Source organism: Candidatus Nitrosopumilus sp. (genome assembly GCF_965262695.1).
Classification (GTDB): domain Archaea; phylum Thermoproteota; class Nitrososphaeria; order Nitrososphaerales; family Nitrosopumilaceae; genus Nitrosopumilus.
On sequence record NZ_OZ253550.1, the window covers coordinates 818,178 to 840,800 of the forward strand.

The window sequence follows — 22,623 nt, forward strand, 5'->3', positions numbered from 1 at the left end:
TTTAATCATCAATTGGCATTATGGAAAATCCATCACTAGAGCCCTTTAGGATTGCAGTTATTTTTTCTTGTTTCAAATCAAAGGTAATAGTAACGAAAAGATATTTTTCATCTACATGGAATTTCAATCCCACATGTTGGTTAAGAGTTGGATTCTGTCTATCTACTGAAAAAGAACAACATTCAACATCATATGTATAACCATCAAGTATTGAGGAAACCTGTTTGTTTTGCAACACTTCAGAAATCACAAAATCACGTGCATCATCAGACAGATGTTCCATGCTGTTTTCCCTAGGAACTATTCTCAACTCTTCAATCAGATTTTGTCTTTCTAGGATTTGATCATCTGAAAGTTCTTCATATTGATGTCTTGTAGGATCCTCATCTAATACTGTAAAATCTAACTCTATTGGAGGAGATAAGGCAGAGGGGTTGTCAATGCTTTCCCATACAAAGAACACAACTTGATATTCACCTGCAATTTGAGGAGTCCACGAAGTGGTAGGGCTAAAGGATGATTGAGGATTTAATGTTCCATTAATCCAGGATAGTGCTTGTGTTTTTTTCTCACTATCAGTTATTTGAGCAATCCAAACAAATGGTTGCTCACGGTTTTGTTGACTAGTAATATCAGATGTCAGTAAGACCTGCTCTCCAACAACAGGATAAGCTATTGTGTTGTGCTCAAGATCATATATCCTAGGACTGCTTACAGGTGCACGTTCTACAGGAGGGGCAGAAAGTCCCAGAAACATAGTTGATACCAAAAACACATTTTCAGATTCGTCAGTAATAGGAGAATAGCGTGCAGTTACAGTATCACCTTCCACACCATACAAGATGTTTGGTGCAGAACGTTTGTCACTAAATGAAAAAGTTCTCTCAAAGATTCCCGAGTTTTTTTCAGTTTCATATAGATCAATAACTATTCCCTCTCGAGAACTATCAGAGAAGACAGATGCAGAAACAGTTTCAACACTATCTTCAAAAGTATTTTTTTGAGGATCAGTTACAATAATTTTTGCAGTACCTGTTCCATTTTTTACTGCATAGTTTCCCTGACTCCATTCTATTTTTTTATCATCAAGCGGTTCAAGTGGGAAAGGATGCAATTTTGTAATGATTGCCAAGTCATCATTGATTCCATATGGTTTTGGAAGTGTGTAATCGTCATACTGGACATAAACTGTATCATTAGGTAGTGCGTGAAGACGATCTCCTCTAGATTCTCCTGATGAAAGTGAGAAGATTGTTTCAAAGAGTCCAGGACTATCATATTGTTCTCTTGCATCAAGAGTAATTCCTGCCTTGTCAGAATCAGAATATACATGAACTGGAACTATATCAATTGTATCAGGATGTAGATTCATGTCAACATCAGTCACTTTGATGTGAATAGATTCATTATGTCTAGGAAACAATCTCTCAAAATCTATACTTCCAACGTTCCAAAGAATTTTTGCAGTTTTTTTTATCTTATCACCATCAGCAAATCTTATGGAAATTGTAATTTCATCATCTCTAGTTGTTTCAATAAAACCATTATTGGGACCATTTCCAGTTGTTTGTGGAATTGTATCAGATTTGCCATCACCATCAGCATCATGTGTAAAGCCTGAAAGTGTTATTTGGCCTGTAAATAGTCCATTTCCAGCCTTTGATAACTTGTAATTTCTTAGTTCATGATCAGAAGTGTAAATTCTAACAGATGTGTTTTCAGAATCAACACCGTGTTCTGTAACTCTAATGTTTACTTTATCAGTCCATGTGTATGTAGATTTGTCAAAAGATATTGAAGCAAAAACAGGGGAAACTGCAGACACACCTATAATTCCAACTACAACAAATCCAATTATTATCAAAAGTCTAGTTTTCATTTTTTGTTCCTCATATCCGTCTTGCCAGTTCTTCTTTTTTGAAAGTCAATTAATGAATAGATGCCAGTTCCAATCAGAACTAACACGCTTGCAATAATCATGTAAATTCCAATAGGAGTTGATGTTTTTCCAACTTCAGGTGTTATAGGAACCATTCCTTTGGGTAAGTTTTGAGGAGGTTCAGATGGAAATGTTTCGATACTTAGAATAGATATGGAAATACCTAGCAAAAGAGAAAATACTGCACCTATTGCAATGTATCTAATTTTCATTTTCTAAATCCATATTGGCATTTACACTAAAGTAAATTTTGGAAACCTCATCAAACTCCACATAACTATCATCAATTAGATTGTCTATCTCTAGCATTTTGCCAAAATAAAGTAGCGCATAGTAATTTCCATGCTCCAATAATATCGGATTAGATGTAACAGACATTTCATGGGTAAATTTCTGCCATTTTGGAGGGTCTACAACAACACAAAAGTTGGATTTTCTATCATGCCAAACTACATCTCTTTTTTCATCATGGGAAATTATCATCACATTGAAATCATCACACATGTGATAACCCCATTCTTCAACTACAAGTGGGACAGGTTTACTTGCAGGGTTTACCTTGGGAACATCAAAAGAATATTGAGGCGTTAACGAGTACCAGATAACATCATTGTATTCTGAAAAATATGCCCAGTCTTCAAAATCATATACACACGAGGATTCGAGAAATTCCTTGTTTTCTCTAATTACTGTTTCAAACAATTCTGGTTCACATGTTGGTTCAGGAGGAGATCTTTCACATGATGGCCGGTCAAGAAATTCAAGATAAATTTTCTCAAAGGTTTGTACACAATGAAGTTTTCGCAGGTGATCATCGTCGAGTTGAGATTGTTTAGAATTATCATTTTGTTGCAAATACTGTAAACAATTTTCTAAAGTTGGGGGTCTAGGCATATGCCAATAACCTGGAAGAGATTCACATTGATTTTGAATATACATTACAGTTCCTAATGCAGTAAAAATTACTGATGCCAGAACAATTCCAATAATTATCAAAAGTTTAGTGTTCATTTTCTAACTACCCCAAAAAAAATCCCAAAATCCAGGAAGTTTGTTGCAATATTGACATCGTATTTGACCATCAATTTCAGTAAAAGAATGAAAAATTCCAATTTCACATAAAAATTGTGTTAGACTCATTTTTTCTTCACATATCCTGTACCGTTACATCGTTTACATGGTGGAATAGGCTTACTAGTGTATGTAGGCATAAACCCTATGCCTCTACACGAAATACACATCTCTTGATTGGATTTTTTCTTTTTGTGGTGGTTAATCAAAGTAGAAACAATTGCAATTGCCAATATTCCACCTAGAACAATCCAAATTCCAAGTTTATAGTCCATAGACAATATTTCTGTTATCAATTATTTGACAACCCCCTTTTTGATGCTGTTTTTGCTTTTCTTTTTTTAATAGCATAAATCACAATAAAAAATACAATTAGAATTGGACCGAGACTGCCAATAATTATAGAAGTAAATGTTCCTGATGGAAATATTGTTTCACCTGTTTGCAAGCTTTGTTTAGAAAACGTAGAATTATCATAATTTAATGCAAAGACAATTCCCAAAGATGCAATTCCAATTAAAATTAGAATTAGATAACTAGTTTTCATGATCTAACAGAAATTTTGCACTACCACCAAAAATTCATCATTCTTTGAAACACTAATTCCTGTTAGAGTAGAATCAGAATCAAATACCGTATTTTTTTCAGTTTCATGTTCAATCAAAAATCCCATGATAAAATCAACAAACTCTTCGATGTTAGTAAATTTTGAATGAGGGATGAAAAGAACGTATTCTTGTATTGGTATGACATCGTTATCAATAACACATTCTAGATTGTTGTTTTTTGCAATTAGATTTACATCCAAATCAGAAATAATCTCTGCTTGTTCTGGAGATTCATTTGCCATATCAGTACTACGTAATTTTGAAAGACTATTCAGAGTATCATCGAGATTTAGACCGCTAACATCACTTTTGACACGATTGGTATTCACCCAATCCAAAATACGAGTCTGTAAAAGTATGGGATCAATATCTTGGGTGTCATCCAAACTACTAGGATCATAAAAGACATGGCCCAATCCAACTGCCACGCCCATTCCAACTCCTACCAATGGAATAGCAACCACGCTTGCAAGGAACAGTATTCCTAAAATCTTCATCTTCTTTCGAAGACTAGTAGAATATGTGGCTCGTTTCTGATAGTATATGACTACCCCTATGATCAAAGCAGCAAATCCAATAATTCCTGACAGATAAAACGCATATTCGCCACCAATCTCGCCAAATGGAAATAGTAGGAAAAAACTGCCTATTGCTATCAAGATTAATGGATAATATCTTTTAGCAAAAGAAGAATCAGAACTTTGCATCATAAACCAAAAACCGCCAAGTGTGGGTATTAAATTCAGAAAGTCTAAAATGTTTACTACTAATTACAGTAATTCCTAAAATTACAATTGAAAGAATTTTGTATTTACTGTTCATTTCTTTTCTCAATATTAGTTAGTGTTTTTCAGAATCGCCCACAAGACCAAAACTATTCTTGTCTTGATCAAACAAAGTACTCATTATTCCTCCCCAAACTTGTTTTTCAGGCTTTGTAATCTCAATGCCTTTTGACTGCAATTCATGATATGTATCATCAATATTTTTTGTAAAAAACCAAATTCCAGTAGAAGTGCCTATTTTCAGATCTAGTTTTTTTGATTTTTTTTCAGACCATTTTTCAACACTAGTAGGATCTGCCAGACTAATGACTGTGTTAGAGTTTTTTGGACCCACCACTATCCATCGAAATCCTGCAACATCAGTATCCAATTTTGTTTCAAAGCCTAGTTTCTCTGTATAGAACTCTAATGCCTTTTGTTGATCAGAAACCATTACAGTCATACCTTCAATTTCATCAATCATCACAAAAAATTGAGAAATGTGATTCATAAAGTATTCGCATCATTTGCATAAAAAAATGAGGGTTAGAGTACTTGCTACAAAAAAATGAATGTAAAATCAAGTACTCAAAATTTAGTTTCCACTAGTGGAATCTATCGAGTACTTTAGAGAATTTGTGAACGAATTACTTCGTCAAAGGCTTCAATGTATGCAATCTGTGACAAAATTATTTCAGTTTGCATCGTATCAGATGTATTTACAGAGGGTTCTGTATCATTTGGGATTTTTAGAATCTCTGCCTCTACACCATCAAGAAGCTCTCCAAACTCGTGAACTAGTGTGTCTGCCTCATGATCACCAAAAACATCGGTGATGCCCAATGCCATCATGACAACTATTGCCATTATGGCAGTAAGTGCGACAGATTTTTTGCTATTGGTTCTAGTCACAAAAAAATTTTCAAATCATTGTATTTAACAATAAAGAAGAAAAGATACGGCCATAACAAAACTTGAACTTTTTGGAGTTTAGTATCAGAAATTAATTTTTCGTAGGCATGGATTCTTCTGCACATTCAGTTGAACAATAATCACTAGATCTGTTTTGGAATTTTTTTTGACATCGGATACAAACTTTGGCTAAATCCATAATTTCCACAACAATAATGAGTATGAATAGCATATAATATTAGCTGTAAATGTAAGCTTTTGCAAGAAATATGATATTTTGACAAAAATCATGCTAAAAATCATTTTATAATAAAATCATGCCATTACAGATATGGGTAAGACAAAAGACGAAGTATTCAGTTTACGATTTACAAAAGATCATGCAGATTCAATCAGACTTGCTGCAAAAGAACAAAACATCTCCCCTACCAAAGCTGCAGAAAATATGATCATTAACAACATTGACGTATTAAACAAATGTTTCAAGCGTCAAGACTTGATAGTACAACGTGGTGAAATAAAAAAGCTATACAATAGATTTGCAAAAGATGAGTTAGATAATTGGGTTAAAGAAAAATATAAACCAACAGTATCTTGCATGCAATTATTTTCTCCAATGCTAAAATTTGAAGAGATGACTGCAACAATGTCTACATGGTTCAAACAAAATGGACATCATTTGTATTATGATGACAACAATGGAATTAGAACAATTGTATGTGCCAATAGTGACATGGGTTACAATTGGCTTTATGTGAATGGAATGATATATTTCAAAATGTTCAATGACGCAAAATATTCTACAAGTAATTTTAAATCAAATGAAGAGGAATTTGAATTTAAAGTAAAAATTCCAGAATCAAAAAGTTGAAAACGAATAGAGATTTAATTTTGAAATTAATTTACACTGATAATTCTCTCTTTTACCAAATATTCAATGCCTTTTAGAAAATCATCTTCTGAAAGCAAACCATCTGCCCACCATTCAGCATTATTTTTTACCCAAGTTGGAATTGCATTATTAGAAATTCCTACTGCTTCCTCGATTGTGTATTCTGGATAATTATTGTCAAACCATTCTTTGTAGGATGGTTCATTGTTGTATCGGTCTACATAACTTTGGGGATCTTTTTCTTTATCAACAAAAGACAAGATAGATTTTGAATCAGTTTCCACTTTGACATCTAGAATTTTTTCGTTGACCATGAACTGAATTCCTTGTTTGAACGTATCATCATTAATGCTGCCATCTGCCCACCACTTTGCATTGTTTTTTACCCATGATGGGACCAACTCTATTATTTCTTCATAGCCTACTGCTTCCTCAATTGTGTATTCTGGATAATTATTGTCAAACCATTCTTTGTAGGATGGTTCATTGTTGTATCGGTCTACATAGTACTGCGGATCTTTGGTTGGATCAACAAAAGGTGCAAGACCTAACTCGGGGGAATCTTCAAGGGTTACAGATTCTTCAACAGATGGTTCAGTAAATCTAAATGACTCAATGGATTGGTCAATTATTGACAGAGGCATGGCATACTGGGTTTTGTCATTGACAAACGAGTTGTGAGATTCAATTATCCAAATGTCATCACCAACTAGGGTGTCAGTTAGAATATCCAAGTGATTAAACGCAAAAGAGTCAGTTTCGTATCGCATATCATCAGAATCATAACTGTATCTTACTTGATACCATGTTTTTTCATCTATTTCTATAGTAGATAGATCATTGATTACATGATTTTGACATATCGTTCCAAGATTTTCTTGACTATTGGCGCATATGTCGATTGATGTTTTTTCCAGATAATCCAGATAAGATTGTCCATCGTGTTTTGCAGCAATATCATTTTGAGATAAATAAACACTGATGCGGTTCATTGCTCCAGTGTAAATGTATTCAAAAGAGACCAGATGTATGTGACCATCATCAACGCCCGGAGTAGGATCATAATGTATCACAGTGTCAGATACTTTCCAAAACGAAGGGTAGTCAATTGAGAAATTGTATGTATCATCATGATACGTGAACAGTTCAATGTCATTCTCAACAAGGGTACCAACAGTATCATCATAATCGAGATCAGTAAATTGTGAAATGTCATTTAAAATCGGTTCAGTTTCAGTGGTGGAATCATCAATTGGTATATCTTCATCTGCAGAATCATTTTGTGTCAAATCAACAATAGCTGAGAAAACTTGGATTCTGTTATTGTAGGTATCAGCAACATAGATTCGTCCATCAGGTCCTACTGTAATACTGCGCATAGAACTAAACTGACCATTTTTGGTTCCAGGTTCACCAAAAACGAATAACCTAGAGCCAGTGTCATCATAGATGTGAATTGGTCTTTCTCCAAGATCTGTGACATAGACGTTGCCAACAGAATCAACGTCCACATCTAACGGATAGAAATTATCATTGGCAGTTCCAGTCTCACCAAAACTGGAGAGGAAGTTTCCTGAATTATCAAATACTTGAATTCGATAATTATGCAAGTCTGCAACGTATATTTTTCCACTGGAATCTACTGCAACACTATTTGCATCATTAAAGTAGCCATTCTGCACACCTTGATTTCCAAATACTAAATCATTTTCACCAGAACTATCAAAGGATTTTATTCTATTATTTCCAGAATCTGCAACAAAAATTTTTCCAGAATCATCAACTGTAATGTGTTTTGGATTCATGAATCGAGATATACTTTCACCACGTGAACCAAAGGAAAATACATGTTCGCCATCCTTATCAAAGATTTGAATTCGGCTTGTGTTGATATCAATTTCAGAAGTATAGATATTTCCCACAGAATCAACTGCTATTCCAGACAAACCTTTGAATTTTCCTTCATCAGTTCCTGATTCGCCAAAGCTAGAAAGAAAATTTCCTTCGGTATCAAAAATCTGAACTTGTTCGTTACTGCTATCTGCTGCATACAATTTTCCATCATTAGAAAATGCAATGTCAGTAGGGGTAAAATCATGCTCAGATTCAGAGGATATCACATCAATATTGAATAGGAATTGAGGTGAACCAGGCGTTATTTGAACAGTGGGTGCCACCTGGATGTCATCAGGTGATGTATCAAAAAGATACACGGAACCTGCGTTAGAAAAACCAGTATCATCAAAAGGTGAACCAATTACCAGTTTTTCACCATGTAATGCAACAGATGTTCCAAATACGTCATTATAATGAGGATCTGGGTTGTGAATGGATTTTATCAACTCAAAAGTCTCGTCGTTAAACAAGTAAACAGTTCCTGCAGGAGCATTACTTGGTTCACCGTCATTTCGTGCACTAATAATCAGATAATCACCATCTAGAGAAACAAAAGAGCCAAAATTATCCCAAGCATGTATTACACTTGGATTAGAAATTGTAGAAATCTGATTGCCAGTAGATAGATCAAACACATATACTATTCCAGAGTTTGTTCCACCAACATCATACCCATAACTTCCAATGAATGCTCTAGTTTCATCAACTGCTACTGAAAATCCAAAATAATCTAATTCAGCAGGAGCAGGATTTTCAAAAGTTTGAAGTAGGTTACCTGTTGTTGCATCAAACAAGTAAACAACACCAGCATCATCAGCATCAGTGTCATCAAATGGATTACTAATCAAAACATGGTTGCCAGAAATAGCTATTGAATGACCAAAATTATTGTAATCAATAGGATCAGGATTTTCAAAAGTTTGAAGTAGGTTACCTAAAGAGTCAAACAGATAGACTATTCCGCTAAGATTGTGACTAGGTGCACTAATCAAAACACGATTCTCAGACACAACCATCACAGAACCAAAATTATCAAAATTAGAAGGTTCAGGATTTTCAAAAGTTCGTATCAAGTTCCCAGATACATCATAGAGGTAGACATGACCTGAATCAATTGCATCAGTATCATCAAATGGAGATGCAATCAGAATATCATTGTTAAAAAATTGCACCCAAGTTCCAAAACCAACTGCTAAAGAAGCATCAGTGTTTGTGAATTCATGTACCAAGTTTCCAGATAAATCATAAAGGTAGGCCGTACCAAGTGGAGAGTTAGTTGCACCTTGATCTTGTTCTCCAACTAAAATATAATTTTCAGAAATGTCTACAGAATTTCCAAAGCGTATGTTTTCCACAGGATCAGGATGGTTAATTGAAACAAGCGGATCAGCAAATGAAATTGAAACAAACGAAATAAGAAATAATAAGAAAATAAGAGAAAAATATTGCAATACAACATTCTAAATTAAAGCACATTCATAAAGTATGCTAAAAGGATCTTCGTATATTCAATCAGATTTGCCTAATTTTGGAAAACTAGCAACCAAATTCTTTTGCAAATTCACTTGTGTCACAATAGGGTTCTAAGAGAGTGGCATGTCCTTTATTTAGTAACTCAAGATTTAGAATCTTGTCATCTTTGCAAATTACTTTGGCAACCGTATTACCATCAGCATCAAATGGTTGCAAATTATCTTTATCAATAATAACTATAGAATTTACAGGACATAATGATTCTGTAAATAATACAGCATTTTCAAATCCATCTTCGCCGGGCCCAGGAGTATTTACTAATGACAGACTGATTGCATGATGTCGAGTCAGAATGACATCACCTTCTAAGATATGACTTACGCTATCAGAAATTTGTTCAGGTTCATAAGAAAATAATGTGTTTATGACTAAAGCAACCATTGCAAATGCAGAGAATAAAATTACTACACGAGTGTAATTTGGACGAAAATTTCGAATGTCCACAAAATATGTTCCTAATTGAGAGTCATAAAGTGTTCTAAATGTAAGCTTTTCAAATAAATGTAATCAACGAATTCATAATCTAAATACAAATCATAAAATCTAAACACATTTCCAAAAATGGAAATATTTAATTTTGTTTGACATTCTTGTAAACAAATCAGTTATTATTGATTCAAAGTAATGTAAACAACAATAATTGTTATGGGAGAAAGAATTACAATCATATTAAACAGTGAACTTTCAAAAAAACTAAGAAACTTACAAGCAAAAAAACTAAAAGAATCTCCATCATCAGTTAGTTTTTCAAGAGTAATAAACGAAGTACTAGAAAAAGGATTGAAACAATACTAAAATTATTTTTTAGAATTTTCTCTATTGTGAAATGCTCTAATGTGTCTTTGGAGAAAACCTTTGCTGGTTAGATGTCTTTTACAGTAGGGGCAAGATACTCTTTCAGTCATTCACAAATTCATACTTTTTATGAATTTCATATATTTGAATGTTCATATAATTAGGAATTGAATACAGATTCGTTATTCCGTTCCTTTGGTTATTAGAACAGGGCATTTTGCATTTGCAAGCACACCATTTGCAACACTTCCCAACACAATCTTTCTAAAACCGGTTCTGCCATGAGAGCCGATTACAATCAGATCAACATTATTCTTCTCAGCAAAAGTTACTATTCCATCAGAAGAAGAAGGGTTGTGAATTACTTCCATCAAAAATGCCACACTTTTGGCGTTTGCTTGAGATTCCAGTTCCTTTAACATAACAGTAGCAGCATCCTTCTCCTCATCTTGTATCTCTTGCATTCTTTCAAGAGAAATTCCAGTAGAGTCAGAGACTTTGGATTGTAGTACAGTTACGACTATGAGTTTTGAGCCAAACTTTTCTGCTATCTCTAATGCTTTATCAAATGCTTTTTGAGAATATCCAGAGCCATCAAATGGAACTAAAATTTTTTGCATTATTGTAGAATGTTTTTTTTGGAATTTATACTATTAGTTGATTTTCAACATCCGTGTTTTATGGCCCAGTCACTCTCTTTGAATTCACTTTGATCGCAAAATGCAGAGTAAAGGTCTCCAATTCCTGAATCAAGCACCTCTTTGTTTAGATTCAAATCATTACAGTAAATCACTCCCAAGAGTCTACCGTATTTGTCTTGAAGCTGATCATCATCCTGATCAACTACAACTGTTGAACCAACAGGGCAAATTTCTTCAATAAACTTACCAGACTGTCCACCATCGTATTTTAATTCAGGAGCATCAACTAGTGCAAATCTGACAGATTGTCCATCTACTTTGATTGTATCCCCATCTATTATTGAAGTCACAGTTCCAGTAATACATCGGGCAGTACCCAAACATTCAGAGGAGGAAATATCAGTTGGTTCTTCTTGTTGAATTAGAATACCAAGTTCTTGAAGTTCATCTCTAATTTCTTGTTTCATTGCATCAAGTTCAACTTTGGGAATATCAAAACTGACCATCTTCACAATTTGATTGTACATGACTCTGCCTTCTTGATCATCAGTCAATTTCTGACCAGATTCTTGTAATGTGTAATATGCTTTCATTATCTCAAATCTTTGTTCCATATCATCCTCTTGAGGATTATTCATCCATTCATCAATCATAACTCTTAGATCATGTTGAGTTACAGGAGGAGCAGGTTCTAGATCATAATCAAAACTAGTAGCAAATACTGCAACAGCAATTATTGCAATTCCAATTCCTACAAGTACTGTTTTGTTCACAAGATGTTTAGAATTGATGTTTATTTAGATGAATCTTTAGAGGCTTGAATCATTTTTGGATATGAAAAAATACAGACTATTCTGATGGATTAATTACTCGACCTACAAAGAGAATATTTCCAGTTGTATCATCTTGAATCACAAATAGAAATGGATGATCAGCTATTATTGGTTGAGGAGCAGATTCTAAAGTCATCAAGAATCCAGTGGCAGCTGCAGCTTCAGTGCCTTTTTCATTTACATTGACAAATGCTTTGTGAACTGCTTCGCTTACAAATAATTGAAAATTAGACATTCCAGAAAAATCTGCCTTGTTAGATACAAATGCATCAATCATTCCAAGATTTTCCAATATGGGTTTTAATCCATAATCAGTTTCAAGTTCAAATTTAGGAATAGACACATGTGTTTTGCTGTTGTAAAGGGAATTTTGCCAGGTCTCAAGAGTTTCTGCAGAAAGATTTTCTTCAATTGATGACAAACCATCTTTTTCGTGAGGCAAAATGATTAACATTGACAGTTTGTTTCCTTTGTATGGAAGCTGTACAATTTGTAGATCTTCTGTCCATGTTGAATTTAGAAATTGAGTTCCAAGATTCATCATTGGAACATCAATACTTTCATCAGGGGTTATCCAAAATGGAGCATCTCGAGTATTTTCAGCATCAAATGGATATGCCCATGTTCCATTAAAGTAAATGGCATTTGTGATTCCTAATTTTGTATCAGGTCTAGGTCCAGGGGGAAACAAATCTGTAATTTTTTCTTGAGTTTTCTCTGATACCCATTCGTTAATTATATCCACACCATTTGTTTCAAAATCAACAGTTTCGACATTGCTATCATAAAAAGTTCTTGCAATGTCAACATATTCTGCATGAGGTTCAAATCCTTCTTGAATCCATAATCCATTTGCAACATCAAGTCGATATTCAGAATTAATTTGATTTAGAAGATAGTTAGCATATTGAAACTCTGATTGCCTTGTGGAAGAATCTGATGAAAAATCAAATACCTGTTGCATTTCATCTGCAGTATTTCCTCTGGCACCTTCATAAACAATAGCAGCTGCAGTAGAAATACTCCAAGGGGAGAAGAAGATGTTGTCATCATTGTCTTGAGAAACATCAGAATAGAAATCAAGTGCAAATTGATTATTTGCATTTACAGTATGAGATATGTCAACAGGAGGTAATACTTTGGAAGATTTTAGAATGTTTGTTAAAGTATATTTCAAAGAAGATGCATCAGCTGGTGGGTTGTCAATTTCAGTAATTTCTACATTAATTTTGTATGCGGTTCCTTCTTGATATTCAAATCCACCAATGTGTCCATAAAACATCTCCCAGTCAACATCAGAATTTTCTCGAACCAACATACATTGTTGTGGTGCTACACCTACACAATCAACAAGTTTAGAATCAATATACAAAGTAGATATTTCAGATTTATCTAGACTCTCAACATTAGATGCAAAGATAATCCATCCACGCAGATTTAGTTTCTCAGCAGTTTGAGGGTAAACACAGGCAAAATCACCATTTGGCCTTTCAACTAATACACTAGCATCATACCAACAACCAAATTCATCAGAATCATACCCCCATTCTTTTTGCATCTTGAGGGATGGTCCTCCCGCATGCACACTAGTTGCAATAAAAGTTCCTGAGATTAAAACTGCTAATAATATTGGAAAAATCTTATTCATTTTCTTTTTGTGCATATAAGACATTCATAAAGTGTTCTACTCATGAGTTCAAATCAATACAAGCTTGAATTAATTGTAAAACATCTTTAAATAATCTTCAAAATGCACATCATTAGCTTTGGAAAGATTACCACGATTTACAATTTATCTAGGAATTGCTATTGGAGTAATAATTTTTGGTATGTTTTTGTATTCTGTTCTTCCACATATGATTCAGAATTCATCTAATGATTGGGAACGAGCCATTGGGAACATTTCAGACTCGGAAGAAAAACTAATGGCTAAATTTACAGCACACCCAGCATACATTGCATTTTATGAAACATATCCTGATGCAAAAGAAGAATTTGAGAATCGTCATAGAGGAAATGGAAATCTCAATGTCGGGGTTATGGATTTTGAGACAGGTAATCAAATTCTTTTAGACATGTATTATGACACATGGGATGATAGAATCAATGTAAATGTAAGATGCAATATTGTAAATGAAGAAGGAAGACACGATGATGGTTTACGTGCAGAGGGACTATTTGCAGAAGACTTTATCAAAAATGTAGATTGTATAAATAAAATAGAAATCACTCCTCAAGTAGAATCAACATCAGAATAAATTTTTTAAAAATACATTAATCTAAATATTTTGGCAATCTTATCTTGAACTTAACTGGATTGTTTTCTGCATGAATCGAACCTCTGTGTTTTTAATCTACAAAGAATGGTTGAATCCATAGAGATTCAGCCGTTATTTTAGGATTCAAAATGAGATGCAAACATGCACAAATCAAAATCTTCTTTTGTATTTTATTACAATTAAGATTATGGCAATTATTGTAGCACCAATAGGCAATAAAAGTGAGAAAATAAAATTAAGTGAGTTTATCCTAAAATCACAATCATCTATAGCATAATTCCAAATATGTAAGACTTCACAATCTTGTCCATAGTTAGGTTCTGAGTCAGATTCTTCACTAGAAAAAGGAACAGTGTATGCAGTTCTATCCAAACTTATTCCACTGTTGGTTCTAGTATCCCATTGACAGGTATTAAGATCTATCAAATGAGTGTCATTAAGATATCTTAATTCTCCAACATAATCAAGTGGGCCATGCTCTTCACAATGCTCCAAGATAAATTCTAATCTTTGTGGATCATCAAAGTTGGACAAGCTGATGTCTCTTAGCGGATTTCCCATAGGTTCATCATAGCAATGGTATTTCCAATCAGTAGGAATTTCATTTTTTACTGCTTCTTTGCAATCAAAACTAGGATTTGCAGCATCCAAGGATATTGGAGGAAACCACTTGTTGCACATTGAATCATTTCTGTAATCTTCTAAACTTGAAATTCGATAATCATCTTTCCATTGTAGCATTCTGTAATGAGTCTGACCTTTCCAATCAAATGCAGTACAAATTATTGTTGGATGTTCATAGCCTTCATCAGTGTTTGTCCAGTTTCTGTCAGTTTGAATCCAGCCTTCATAGTTTGTATCAAGATTCCTGTATATTGTATCCATAATCAGTTCTTCTGTGAGAGGTTCATGTGACACATGAAAACTATCAAAACATGGCATATGTTCACCAAACGGTGTTGCTGCACATGCTGCAAATGCATAAGACATTGTTGGTAAAACTAGAGAACATCCAAGAATCAATAGCCCAGTAGTTATCAAAAATCTAGTTTTCATTTTCTAACTGCCAAATCTTAATCCACATTTTGGACATACAGTATAATTATTTGGAAAATTCAGGTTGCAATTATAGCAAAATTTATCGTTTCTAGGTCTTTTTTTGCGCTCTTCAAGATAATACCGAAGTAGTATAATTCCTACTGTAGTTACAGCTCCAATGATTGCGTACAGTATTACCATAAGGACACATTGTTGGGAGGAGATTCATAAAGCGTTCTAATCATCAATTTGAATCCGTTGAGGTCGGAACTATTTAGAGGGACAAAAATGAATGCAGATTAGTCAATCATGGCATAGAAAACCATAGTAACACAATTTTCAACAGGATAAACTTCAATGTCTTTAAGATCTGAATATTGCTCGACAGTTAATTCAGCACATTTGTTTGCCAAATCCCCAAAGTAATTTGCACTTGGCTGAGTTGTCTGAATTGCAGTTATTGCATTATCTAAAACTGCCAGAGTGAATTCTTTGTTAAATTTCAAGTGTTCAGGAGTTCCTAAAATTGGTTCATGACCAGAAACAATTACCTCCCAATCCATTGCCAAAAGTTTGTCATGTACTGCTAAGTGTTCGCCAACATCTCTTGTAATTCCCATGAATTGGAATGGTGCTGCATTTGGATGGAATAAATCAACTGCCATGATAACTTTGTGAGAAGGAGAATAAATTACAATATCCCCTTTGGAATGAAAGGGTCCCAAATAAGATAATTCTAAAAATTGATCACCTACCATCAAAGTAAAATTATCATGAAAGGTTACAGTTGGAACTGGACGTTGAGGGTCATTTTTCATTTTCAAATGTTCAGCAGTATCAATATGTGAAATGTAAACCGTATCTTTAGGAAGTAAGCTTGCAGAACCAACATGGTCTTTGTGAATGTGAGAGTAAATGAAGTGAGTAACTTTTTCAGAAGTCACATCAGAGATGGCTTGTTGAATTTTTGTTCCCATTCCCATAGGGGCATCAACTAGAATTACACCTTCACCTGTTGTTAAGAACATTAATTGATACATTCCATCAGTGAGCCAGTAAAGACCATCACCAATCTCAATTACTGCATATCCTTTTTCAGGATCTATTTCAGGTCCTGTAACTGTGTAATCAATTGTAGATGCAAACAATTTCTTTTCAGATTTTATTATCATTGGAGGAGAGTCGTTTTGGGTTTCAGAAATTTCTGAACATAATCTATCGCCGCAAACTTTTTTTGAATTTGTTTCAGTTAGAGAATTTCCTTTTGCCTTGATGGCGTCTGCATTTGGAATAATTTCGGATTGTAAAGCAGGTATGATTCCAAGAGATAGAATAAGAGGAATGAATGCAAAAACTAGAAGATTCATGAAGTGAAGAGATTCTAAATTAAATTTAAAGGATCTTGATAAGGTATAGAGGCTTGAACTAGTTTTGAAAACTATCGCAGTCCCCATCGAGACATTACTTTGTCTTCAAGTTTTTTGAAGACAACACCATCTACTGCAAGACCAATTCCCATTATTACAAGCATGATTCCAATTACCTGAGAAACATCATTTAGGGAACGTCCAGCATTGAGCAAAAAGCCCAGTCCTAGGAATGAAAATAATATTTCAGCACCAATTACGCCTCTCCAGGCAAAGGCCCAGCCTTGCTTAAAGCCTGAAATCATGTACGGAAATGCTGCTGGAATAAGCACGGCAGTTACAAGTTGACTGCCCTTTGCACCCATGTTTCTTGCAGCCTCGATAAAGTGGGGATTGATGTTTTTGACGCCAGTGTAGGTGTTAATTGTTACAGCAAAGATTGCACCAATTGCAGTGACAAAGATAATTCCACCATCAGTCAAACCAAACCAAAGAATTGCAAGTGGCACCCATGCAATAGATGGAATTGATTGCAATCCCAATACCAAAGAACCAACAGTTTGATTCACAACTTCAACTCTTGCCATGAAAATTCCTAAAACAATACCACCAGCAATTGCAATTGCAAGTCCTACTGCCAATCGCCACATACTAGTTACAATGCCATAAAACAGACTTGTATCAGCTGCACCATAAGCCAAGTCTTCAGCTACTTCGTAGGGTGATGGAAAAACATTATCAGGCCAAAGTCCAGTCATTGCAGTTATTTGCCAAACAACAATGATGCCGATGTAAAAAGCAATTCGGTGAGGAGTGTAATTTTTTGCCATAATAATCACTGTTTGTTTTTCTTTACCTCAGGTCTTAGTTCAGATAGCAAGTCTTGTTGGAATTTTAACAATGATTCATCTTCAGAAACTCTAGGTCTTGGAAAATCATTGTCAACTTCTTTTTTGATTGTTGATGGACGATTACTAAATACTGCAACTTTGGTTCCAAGAACTGCAGCTTCTGCAACACTGTGGGTTACAAATAGAATAGTCTTCTTTGTTTTTTCCCAAATTAATTGCATCTCAACTAACAACAAATCACGGGTTTGTGCATCAAGTGCTGCAAATGGTTCATCCATTAATAACACATCAGGATCCATTACAAGAGCTCTAGCTATTGCTACACGTTGTTTCATTCCTGTTGAAAGCTGATAAGTATACGAATCAGTGAACTTTGTTAATTGCATCATGTCAAGATATCTGTGAGATATTTTGGCACGTTCTTCTTTTGGAATACCTGCCATCTTTAATCCAAACTCTACATTATCTTGGACTGTAAGCCATGGAAACAAAGCACCCTCTTGAAAGACCATAATCCTTTCAGGTCCAGTCTCAGTTACAGGGCGGCCATCAAAGAGGATCTGACCATCATCAGGCTTTTCCAAGCCTGCAACTATGCGCAAAAAGGTAGATTTTCCACATCCAGAAGGCCCTATCAAACATACAAAGTCACCAGACTCTACTTTGAGGTCAATCCCACCTAGAGCCTTGAGTTTATGAGAATCATGGCTAAAGTATTTGACAATGTTTTTGGCCTCGAGTTTGGTCATTGAGGGTTAGCCTCCTTTAGAGAATTTGTATCAAAGCTGTAAAAAATTCCAGACAAATCATATCCATTTCTTCCAAGATATCCTAATGCATTGGCTTTTTCAGCAAAAGAGAAGACAGAGTTTGGTTTAGGATCTGCTGTTATCATAATATTTGATAATGCAATATCTACAACATCATCAGAAAGTGATTGTCCAAGGTATGAGTCTAGAAAATCATTGAAAACAATTCTAGTGTCTGTAGGATTTGTCTGAATCCAAATTACTGTTTCATGGTGTGCACGTATAAAGTCACCCCAGACTGCACGGTTTTTGTCAACGTAATTTACATTTCCAATTAACAGAACAGATGCAAACTCTTTGTCAGGCCAAAGTTCTTCTTCATGGAACAATCTTTTTCCATCAAGTTCAGTTTCTAAAATTGTAGCCCAAGGTTCTGCAACCCATGCACCATCAATGTCACCTTTTACAAATAATGTGTAGATATCAGGGTTTGGAATATTGTAAACAACAACACTACCTCCTTTCTCAGCTGTTTTTAGTTGGTTTTCAGTCAAAAAGTGACGCAATGAAACATCTTGTGTGTTACCAATTTGTGGAGCAGCGATTTTTTTGCCTGCAAAGTCAGATGCAGAATTTATTTCAGAATCAGGATGTACAATAAAGCTAGCACCTCCACTTGCAGCACCTGCAAGTATCTTTACATTGTTATTTTCAGAATTTAAAAATCCATTAATTGCAGGACCAGGTCCCACATAGGCAATATCAACTGAGTTTGCAAACAGAGCCTCTATTGCTTGAGGTCCACTGTCAAATACTTTGGTTTCAATTTTAACGTCATCACCAAGATGTTCTTCAAAGAATCCTTTCTCCATTCCTACAATTGGAATGGCATGCCCAATGTTTGGAAAGTATGCAATTCGAAGTTTGTTCTCATGTGAAGTATCACTAGAGCTAAGAGCAACTCCAAGTGCAGAAAATACCACAATTGCTCCAATTCCTGCAGCAATTGCCGAACGAATTTTCATAAAACAGCGTTATATTTGGCGGTTAAATAATCATCGAATTTTAGCTCAAGCTAGCCAGAAGTTTTTTGCAAAAAAATTGATTTGCAAGCCTATCACAAAAGATAAATTCCAAAATACGACGGAAAAGATGTTTTATGACTCAAAAAGGAATTCTTGCATTTTCGGGAGGACTAGATACTTCAGTTGTTGTAAAGTATCTACAAGATGAACATGACATGGATGTTGTCACAGTTACAGTAGATGTTGGACAAGGGGAAGACAATAAAAAAATTGCAGCAAAAGCAAAAAAATTGGGAGTAAAAAAACATTACAACATAGATGCAAGAAAAGAATTTGTCAAAGATTACATTTTTCCATCAATTAAAGCAAATGCACTTTATCAAAAGAAGTACTGTCTAGCAACAGCTCTTGCAAGACCACTAATTGCTGAAAAAGTTTTAGAGATTGCAAAAAAAGAAAAAGTTACATCTCTAGCACATGGTTGTTCAGGAAAAGGAAACGACCAAGTACGTTTTGACATTACATTACGTTCTGGTTCCAATTTACCAATCATTGCACCAATTCGAGATAAGAATTTAGACAGAGTAACAGAATTAAAGTTTGCAAAAAAACATGGAATTCAGATTGACACTGTAGCAAAAAAATTCAGCATTGATCAAAACTTGTGGGGTCGTGCAATTGAAGGCGGTGTACTAGAAGATCCATACAACGAACCACCAGATGATGCATTCATTTGGGTTAAGACAAAAAATTTACCAGACAAACCAACATACTTGGAAATCAAATTTGAAAAAGGAATTCCTGTTGGAGTAGATGGTAAAACAATGGATGATCAAAAGTTAATTGAATACATCAACAAAAAGGCAGGAGCTGCAGGAGTTGGAATTGTTGATCATATAGAAGACAGGGTTGTTGGAATAAAGTCAAGAGAAGTCTATGAGACACCAGCTGCTACTTGCTTGATTGAAGCACATTCAGATTTAGAAAAAATGGTTCACACCAAACATGAAAACAAGTTCAAGTCAATAATTGATGATGAATGGGCATACCTAGCATATTCAGGATTATGGCAAGACCCACTAAAAGCAGATTTAGACGGATTTATCGAGGCATCCCAAAAACCTGTTTCAGGAACAGTCAAACTAAAGATGTACAAAGGAAGCCTAAGGGTAGTTGGAAGAAAATCCAAGAACTCACTTTACAGCCATGAAATTGCTACTTATGGTACAGAGTCCACATTTGACCAAAAATTGGCCAAAGGATTTGTAGAATTATGGGGAATGCAATCAACAGAAGCTAATAAATTACAAAAGAAAAGGTCAAAAAAAATATGAACTGCCCAGAATGTGACGCAACACTAAACATCCCAGATGATGCCGCAGTAGGAGAAATTGTTTCCTGTCCTGATTGTGGAGCTGACTTTGAAATCGCAAAAAAAGACGGATCAAATGTTGAGCTTAAACAAGCAGAAAGCGTAGGCGAAGACTGGGGAGAGTAATGTCAAAAGTCTGTATTGTGTTTGATCGCCTAAGAGCCGAAGAAAAGATGCTTCAAAAAGAAGCAGCTGAACTAGGACACGATACGGTGATGCTAGATGCAAAGATTACTCAAGTCAACACAGATAGCAAGAAAGAAGATTTTGATTTGGGAGATGTTGTTTTAGAAAGATGTGTAAGTTACTTTAGAGGACTGCACTTTACTGCCAGTCTTGAGTTTATGGACATTCCTGTTTTAAACAAATTTGATGTTGCAAGTGTTTGTGGAAACAAAATGTTCATGACATTGCTTTTGAAAAAAGCTGGAGTACCAACACCAAAAACATATTTTTCATTTACAAGTGAAAGTGCAGCTGAGAATTTAGAAAAAGTTGGATACCCACTAGTGATCAAACCAGTAATTGGTAGTTGGGGAAGAGGAGTTATGCCAATTAAAGACAAAGATACAATGGATGCAATTTCAGAAATCAGAGATATTACAGATAGTCCACATGATAGAATTTACTATCTACAAGAACTAGTAGAGAGACCACCTAGAGATATTCGAGTTATTACCGTAGGAGATGAGCCTGTTGCAGCAATGTACAGAAAGTCTTCAGGTGGATTTAAGACAAACATTGCACTTGGTGCCGATCCAGAGCTTTGTGAGATCACAAAAGAGATGGGAGATATGGCAGCAAAAGCATCAAAGGCAATGGGAGGAGGAATACTAGGAATAGATATGATGGAAGATGAAAAGAACGGACTAGTGGTTCACGAAGTCAACAATACAGTAGAATTCAAGGGATTAGCAAGAGTTGCACAACGAAATATACCAAAAGAAATGGTAGAATTTGCTCTAAACTACGTTAGGAAATAAATTATACTCCATTACGAGGAGGTTTATCATGAAAGTAGGTGTTGTAGGAGCATCAGGATATGTAGGTGGAGAGACGCTACGTCTTTTGGTCAATCACCCAGATGTTGAGATCACTACAGTCACGTCAAGACAACATGTCGGAGAATATCTTCACAGAGTTCAACCAAGTTTGAAGGGTTTTACCGATCTGACTTTCTCAGAATTAGATTACGATAAATTAACTGACAAATGTGATTTAGTTTTCACAGCAGTACCACATGGAACTGCAACAGAAATTGTAAAAGCATTGTATGATAGAGGTGTCAAAATTATTGATTTGAGTGCAGATTACAGATTACATAATCAAGAAGGATATGACAAATGGTATGGTTGGGAACACCCACATCCAGATTATCTATCAAAATCAGTTTTTGGTGTACCAGAACTTCACAGAGAAGAAATCAAAAAAGCACAACTTGTTTCATGTCCAGGATGTATGGCAGTAACATCAATGCTAGCACTTGCTCCATTGATTAGAAATAACATTATTGATACAGAACACATTGTGGTTGATTCAAAAATTGGTTCTTCTGGTGCAGGCTCTGGTTCAGGAACTGCACACGCAATGAGGGCAGGAGTCATCAGACCATACAAACCAGCAAAACACAGACACACTGGTGAAATTGAACAAGAGCTAAGTGAAATTGCAGGAAAGAAAATTCATGTTTCAATGAGTCCACATGCAGTAGATGTGGTCCGTGGAATTCTTTGTACAAACCACACATTCATGCAAAAAGACATTGATGAAAAAGAGTTGTGGAAATTATATCGTCAAACTTATGGTGAAGAGAAATTTGTTAGGTTAATTCGAGATAAAAAAGGATTATACAAATTCCCAGATCCAAAATTCTTGGTTGGTTCAAACTTTTGTGATATAGGATTTGATTTAGACGAAGACAACCATAGATTAATTGCATTATCTGCATCAGATAACTTGATGAAAGGTGCAGCCGGTTCTGCCATCCAAAACATGAACGTAATGTGTGGTTTTGATGAAATGGACGGACTAAGATACACCCCACTAACACCTGTTTAG

25 protein-coding genes are annotated in these 22,623 nt (G+C 35.0%); 7 read left to right on the forward strand and 18 right to left on the reverse strand.

Annotated features, from left to right (window positions below):
• Position 1 precedes the first annotated feature (1 nt).
• The 8 genes from ACQY2P_RS05020 to ACQY2P_RS05055 all read right to left on the reverse strand — a co-directional run bounded on the left by ACQY2P_RS05020 (position 2) and on the right by ACQY2P_RS05055 (position 5,294).
• On the reverse strand, positions 2-1,879 hold the full coding sequence (locus tag ACQY2P_RS05020) for a hypothetical protein (RefSeq protein WP_428325594.1): 1,878 nt from the start codon (positions 1,877-1,879) through the stop codon (positions 2-4).
• Entirely contained in the window at positions 1,876-2,151 is a 276-nt protein-coding gene (locus ACQY2P_RS05025) for a hypothetical protein (protein WP_428325595.1), read from the reverse strand. The genes ACQY2P_RS05020 and ACQY2P_RS05025 overlap by 4 nt, the downstream gene beginning before the upstream one ends.
• Entirely contained in the window at positions 2,141-2,950 is an 810-nt protein-coding gene (locus tag ACQY2P_RS05030) for a hypothetical protein (protein ID WP_428325596.1), read from the reverse strand. Before ACQY2P_RS05030 ends, ACQY2P_RS05025 begins: the two co-directional genes overlap by 11 nt.
• Before the next feature lie 125 nt (positions 2,951-3,075).
• Entirely contained in the window at positions 3,076-3,285 is a 210-nt protein-coding gene (locus ACQY2P_RS05035) for a hypothetical protein (RefSeq protein WP_428325597.1), read from the reverse strand.
• A 17-nt stretch (positions 3,286-3,302) separates the two neighbouring features.
• Positions 3,303-3,557, reverse strand: coding sequence for a hypothetical protein (locus tag ACQY2P_RS05040; RefSeq protein ID WP_428325598.1), 255 nt, complete (start codon positions 3,555-3,557; stop codon positions 3,303-3,305).
• A 3-nt stretch (positions 3,558-3,560) separates the two neighbouring features.
• Positions 3,561-4,328, reverse strand: a complete 768-nt coding sequence (locus tag ACQY2P_RS05045) for a hypothetical protein (RefSeq protein ID WP_428325599.1) — start codon at positions 4,326-4,328, stop codon at positions 3,561-3,563.
• Between the two features lie 130 nt (positions 4,329-4,458).
• Positions 4,459-4,866: a VOC family protein gene (locus ACQY2P_RS05050; RefSeq protein WP_428325600.1), complete on the reverse strand. Its 408-nt coding sequence runs from the start codon at positions 4,864-4,866 to the stop codon at positions 4,459-4,461.
• Positions 4,867-5,009: 143 nt separating this feature from the next.
• Positions 5,010-5,294 (reverse strand): hypothetical protein, encoded by a 285-nt coding sequence (locus ACQY2P_RS05055; protein WP_428325601.1) that lies wholly within the window; start codon positions 5,292-5,294, stop codon positions 5,010-5,012.
• A gap of 331 nt (positions 5,295-5,625) precedes the next feature.
• Between ACQY2P_RS05055 and ACQY2P_RS05060 the strand changes: the two genes are divergently transcribed.
• Entirely contained in the window at positions 5,626-6,165 is a 540-nt protein-coding gene (locus ACQY2P_RS05060) for a hypothetical protein (protein ID WP_428325602.1), read from the forward strand.
• A 26-nt stretch (positions 6,166-6,191) separates the two neighbouring features.
• Here ACQY2P_RS05060 and ACQY2P_RS05065 read toward each other — a convergent pair whose 3' ends face one another.
• Together ACQY2P_RS05065 and ACQY2P_RS05070 are read right to left on the reverse strand one after the other, a co-directional pair.
• A complete protein-coding gene (locus ACQY2P_RS05065; RefSeq protein WP_428325603.1) occupies positions 6,192-9,533 on the reverse strand; it encodes a hypothetical protein in 3,342 nt (1,113 codons plus the stop codon).
• 85 nt (positions 9,534-9,618) lie between these two features.
• Complete coding sequence (locus ACQY2P_RS05070) at positions 9,619-10,059, reverse strand: thermonuclease family protein (protein WP_428325604.1); 441 nt, start codon at positions 10,057-10,059, stop codon at positions 9,619-9,621.
• Between the two features lie 201 nt (positions 10,060-10,260).
• Here ACQY2P_RS05070 and ACQY2P_RS05075 point away from each other — a divergent pair, with 201 nt between their 5' ends.
• A complete protein-coding gene (locus tag ACQY2P_RS05075; protein WP_428325605.1) occupies positions 10,261-10,410 on the forward strand; it encodes a hypothetical protein in 150 nt (49 codons plus the stop codon).
• A gap of 182 nt (positions 10,411-10,592) precedes the next feature.
• On the opposite strand, the gene ACQY2P_RS05080 is transcribed toward ACQY2P_RS05075, so the two are convergent.
• The 3 genes from ACQY2P_RS05080 to ACQY2P_RS05090 form a co-directional block, all read right to left on the reverse strand.
• Positions 10,593-11,030, reverse strand: coding sequence for a universal stress protein (locus tag ACQY2P_RS05080; RefSeq protein ID WP_428325606.1), 438 nt, complete (start codon positions 11,028-11,030; stop codon positions 10,593-10,595).
• A gap of 44 nt (positions 11,031-11,074) precedes the next feature.
• Entirely contained in the window at positions 11,075-11,824 is a 750-nt protein-coding gene (locus ACQY2P_RS05085; RefSeq protein WP_428325607.1) for a thermonuclease family protein, read from the reverse strand.
• A 76-nt stretch (positions 11,825-11,900) separates the two neighbouring features.
• Positions 11,901-13,532 carry a serpin family protein gene (locus ACQY2P_RS05090; RefSeq protein WP_428325608.1) on the reverse strand — a complete coding sequence of 544 codons (1,632 nt, stop codon included), beginning with the start codon at positions 13,530-13,532 and terminating at the stop codon, positions 11,901-11,903.
• Between the two features lie 118 nt (positions 13,533-13,650).
• Here ACQY2P_RS05090 and ACQY2P_RS05095 point away from each other — a divergent pair, with 118 nt between their 5' ends.
• Positions 13,651-14,142 carry a hypothetical protein gene (locus ACQY2P_RS05095; RefSeq protein ID WP_428325609.1) on the forward strand — a complete coding sequence of 164 codons (492 nt, stop codon included), beginning with the start codon at positions 13,651-13,653 and terminating at the stop codon, positions 14,140-14,142.
• A gap of 171 nt (positions 14,143-14,313) precedes the next feature.
• Here the strand turns inward: ACQY2P_RS05095 and ACQY2P_RS05100 are convergent, their stop codons facing one another.
• The 5 genes from ACQY2P_RS05100 to ACQY2P_RS05120 form a co-directional block, all read right to left on the reverse strand.
• A complete protein-coding gene (locus ACQY2P_RS05100) occupies positions 14,314-15,219 on the reverse strand; it encodes a hypothetical protein (protein WP_428325610.1) in 906 nt (301 codons plus the stop codon).
• A gap of 281 nt (positions 15,220-15,500) precedes the next feature.
• Complete coding sequence (locus ACQY2P_RS05105) at positions 15,501-16,568, reverse strand: MBL fold metallo-hydrolase (protein WP_428325611.1); 1,068 nt, start codon at positions 16,566-16,568, stop codon at positions 15,501-15,503.
• Positions 16,569-16,639: 71 nt separating this feature from the next.
• Positions 16,640-17,398, reverse strand: a complete 759-nt coding sequence (locus ACQY2P_RS05110; protein ID WP_428325612.1) for an ABC transporter permease — start codon at positions 17,396-17,398, stop codon at positions 16,640-16,642.
• A gap of 5 nt (positions 17,399-17,403) precedes the next feature.
• A complete protein-coding gene (locus tag ACQY2P_RS05115; protein ID WP_428325613.1) occupies positions 17,404-18,168 on the reverse strand; it encodes an ABC transporter ATP-binding protein in 765 nt (254 codons plus the stop codon).
• Positions 18,165-19,193 carry an ABC transporter substrate-binding protein gene (locus ACQY2P_RS05120; protein WP_428325614.1) on the reverse strand — a complete coding sequence of 343 codons (1,029 nt, stop codon included), beginning with the start codon at positions 19,191-19,193 and terminating at the stop codon, positions 18,165-18,167. The genes ACQY2P_RS05115 and ACQY2P_RS05120 overlap by 4 nt, the downstream gene beginning before the upstream one ends.
• A gap of 134 nt (positions 19,194-19,327) precedes the next feature.
• Here ACQY2P_RS05120 and ACQY2P_RS05125 point away from each other — a divergent pair, with 134 nt between their 5' ends.
• The 4 genes from ACQY2P_RS05125 to argC are packed head-to-tail and all read left to right on the forward strand — an operon-like array spanning position 19,328 to position 22,623.
• Entirely contained in the window at positions 19,328-20,527 is a 1,200-nt protein-coding gene (locus ACQY2P_RS05125) for an argininosuccinate synthase (protein ID WP_428325615.1), read from the forward strand.
• Positions 20,524-20,691, forward strand: coding sequence for an alpha-aminoadipate/glutamate carrier protein LysW (gene lysW/argW, locus ACQY2P_RS05130; RefSeq protein ID WP_012215670.1), 168 nt, complete (start codon positions 20,524-20,526; stop codon positions 20,689-20,691). The genes ACQY2P_RS05125 and lysW/argW overlap by 4 nt, the downstream gene beginning before the upstream one ends.
• Positions 20,691-21,548: a lysine biosynthesis protein LysX gene (gene lysX, locus ACQY2P_RS05135; protein WP_428325616.1), complete on the forward strand. Its 858-nt coding sequence runs from the start codon at positions 20,691-20,693 to the stop codon at positions 21,546-21,548. Before lysW/argW ends, lysX begins: the two co-directional genes overlap by 1 nt.
• 28 nt (positions 21,549-21,576) lie before the next feature.
• Entirely contained in the window at positions 21,577-22,623 is a 1,047-nt protein-coding gene (gene argC / locus ACQY2P_RS05140) for an N-acetyl-gamma-glutamyl-phosphate reductase (RefSeq protein WP_428325617.1), read from the forward strand.